General features: G+C 73.7%; 2 protein-coding genes and 1 pseudogene. All 3 read right to left on the reverse strand.

The features are described from left to right. A pseudogene (locus D471_RS34090) lies at window positions 1-282 on the reverse strand (hypothetical protein); the annotation flags it as partial. Then, the gene (locus D471_RS0112260) at window positions 249-1,454 is read right to left on the reverse strand and encodes a homogentisate 1,2-dioxygenase (protein WP_017598884.1); all 1,206 of its coding nucleotides are present in this window, start codon (window positions 1,452-1,454) and stop codon (window positions 249-251) included. The gene D471_RS0112260 and the pseudogene D471_RS34090, both read right to left, overlap by 34 nt. A gap of 61 nt (window positions 1,455-1,515) precedes the next feature. Next, the coding region (locus D471_RS34095) for an FAD-dependent monooxygenase (RefSeq protein WP_040689379.1) at window positions 1,516-2,528 on the reverse strand (1,013 nt) is incomplete at its 5' end.

Genomic DNA, 2,528 nt, shown 5'->3' on the forward strand with positions numbered 1-2,528 from the left:
CGGGCCGACGCCACCCGGGCCGCCGGGAACGGTGACCACGACGGCGAGGGCTTCGTGGGCGCCCTCCTCCCGGGCCAGGACGGCGCGGAGTTCGGCCACGCGGCCGTCGGCGACCAGGAACGGGCCCACATAGCCGCCGCGCCACCCGGAGCGGTACCCGCGGTGGGCGGGCACGGCCTGGCCCATGGGCGCGTTGCCGGGCGGGAACAGCGCGGCGTCGTCGAACAGCTGGTGGTAGAGGGGGTGGGTCACCGGTCCCTCCTCCCTCCGGCCCAGGTCCATGCGTAGCCGCCGTCGTCGCTGGCCAGCCCGCCCTCACCCAGGTCGAGCGGGCGGAAGGTGTCGACCATGACGGCGAGCTCGTCGAAGTAGTGCACGCCGACGCTGCGCTCGTAGGCTCCGGGCTGGGGTCCGTGCGAGTGGCCGCCCGGGTGCAGGGAGATCGACCCCTGTCCGATACCGGAGCCCTTGCGGGCCTCGTAGTCGCCCCCGCAGTAGAACATGACCTCGTCGGAGTCCACGTTGGAGTGGTAGTAGGGCACGGGGATGGACTCGGGGTGGTAGTCCACCTTGCGGGGCACGAAGTTGCAGATGACGAAGTTGTGCCCCTCGAAGACCTGGTGGACGGGCGGCGGCTGGTGGACGCGGCCGGTGATCGGCTGGAAGTCGTCGACGTTGAACACGTACGGGTACAGGCAGCCGTCCCAGCCCACGACGTCGAAGGGGTGGGTGGGACAGGTGTAGCGGGTGCCGGAGATACCGCCGGGGCCGTCGCCGCGGTGCTTGATGAGCACGTCCACGTTCTCGCCCTCGGCGAGCAGCGGCTCCTCGGGGCCGCGCAGGTCGCGTTCGCAGTAGGGGGCGTGCTCCAGGAACTGGCCGTAGCGGGACAGGTAGCGCTTGGGCGGGGCGATGTGGCTGTTGGCCTCCACGACGTAGGCGCGCAGGGGCCCGTCGCCGGTGGGCACCCAGCGGTGGGTGGTGGCGCGCGGCAGGATGACGTAGTCGCCGCGGCCGACGTCGAGGGCGCCGAAGACGGTCTCCACCCGGGCCTGGCCGGACTCGACGTAGACGCACTCGTCGCCGATGCCGTTGCGGTACAGCTCCGAGGGCGCTCCGGCGACGACGTAGGAGAGGCGCACGTCGTCGTTGCCCAGGACCAGGCGGCGGGACTCGACGACGTCGGCGGCCTTCCAGTCCTGGTCGGCGAAGAGCGAGTGCAGCTTCAGGTGGCGGGGCACCATGGGCGCGTTGCGGGTGCGGGTCAGGTCGGGCAGCTCCCACTCGGCGGCGTCGACGATCGCCGACGGGATCGCGCGGTGGTACAGCAGCGAGGAGTCGCTGGAGAAGCCCTCCTCCCCCATCAGCTCCTCGTAGTACAGGCCGCCGTCGGGGTTGCGGTGCTGGGTGTGGCGGGTGCGGGGCACCTCGCCGACCCTGCGGTAGTGGGCCATGGCGGTGATCTCCTTACCGTGGTCGTCGGGCCGTGCGGCCGAAGCCGCGGGCTGGTCGGGATCAGCGGGTCGTGGTGGTCCGCGGGGGGCGCGTGCCGGGGTCGGCCCGGTCGGGTGCGAGGCCGAGGGCCGTGCGTAGGGCCGTGTGGAGGGCGGCGGTGTCGGTGCCGGGGACGACGGCGGCGATGTGGGCGTCGGGTCGCACGATCCACACCTGGCCGGGGGCCGGGTCCAGGGCTCGGGTGAGGGCGCCGGTGGTGTCGACGTCGGACAGGTGGAGTGTGGTGATCGGGGCCGGGCAGGCGTGTTCGGCGATGGCGCGGACGCGGTCGAGGAGGGCGCCGGGGTCCTCCCCCTGGGGGGCGGGGCCGAGCAGGAGGGTGAAGCCCTCGCGGAGCAGGGGGCGCAGACGGCCGGGCCGCTCGGAGCCGTGGAGCGCGGCGGGCGCGTCGGGCAGGATCACCCCGGGGCAGGGGGCGGGGGCCCGGCCGCGCGGGGGTCGGCCGCCGAAGGGGCGTTCGGGGCAGGGGGTGGTCAGGGCCGAGTCGGTGTACCAGAAGGGTTCGGCCAGGCGGCCGGAGTCGACGTGCGGGTGGGCGGAGGGGTCGGTCAGGGCGCGGTCGAGGACGCTGAGCCTTCGGTCGTGCTCCTCGGGGCCGTGGGGGACGAGGAAGCGCATGGTGGCGCTGGTGATCTCGGCGTTCTCCAGGGCGGCGGCGTGGCGTTCGGTGTGGTAGCTCTCCAGGAGCTCCTCCCCCGCCCAGCCGGCGCGGACGTAGGCGAGCTTCCAGGCGGCGTTCTCGGCGTCCTGGACGCCGGAGTTGAGGCCGCGGGCGCCGAAGGGGGCGACGAGGTGGGCGCAGTCCCCGGCCAGGAGGACGCGGCCCGAGCGCATGCGGTCGACCACGCGGGTGTGGAAGCGGTAGACCGAGTTCCAGACGATCTCGTAGGGGCGCTCGCCGATGATCTGGCGGATGCGGGCGTCCAGGCGTCCGGTGTCGCGTTCGGCGTCGAGATCGAAGTCGGCGGGGACCTGCCAGTCGATGCGGAACACCGAGTCGGGGCAGGGGGGGG

The organism is Nocardiopsis lucentensis DSM 44048, assembly GCF_000341125.1.
GTDB lineage: Bacteria > Actinomycetota > Actinomycetes > Streptosporangiales > Streptosporangiaceae > Nocardiopsis > Nocardiopsis lucentensis.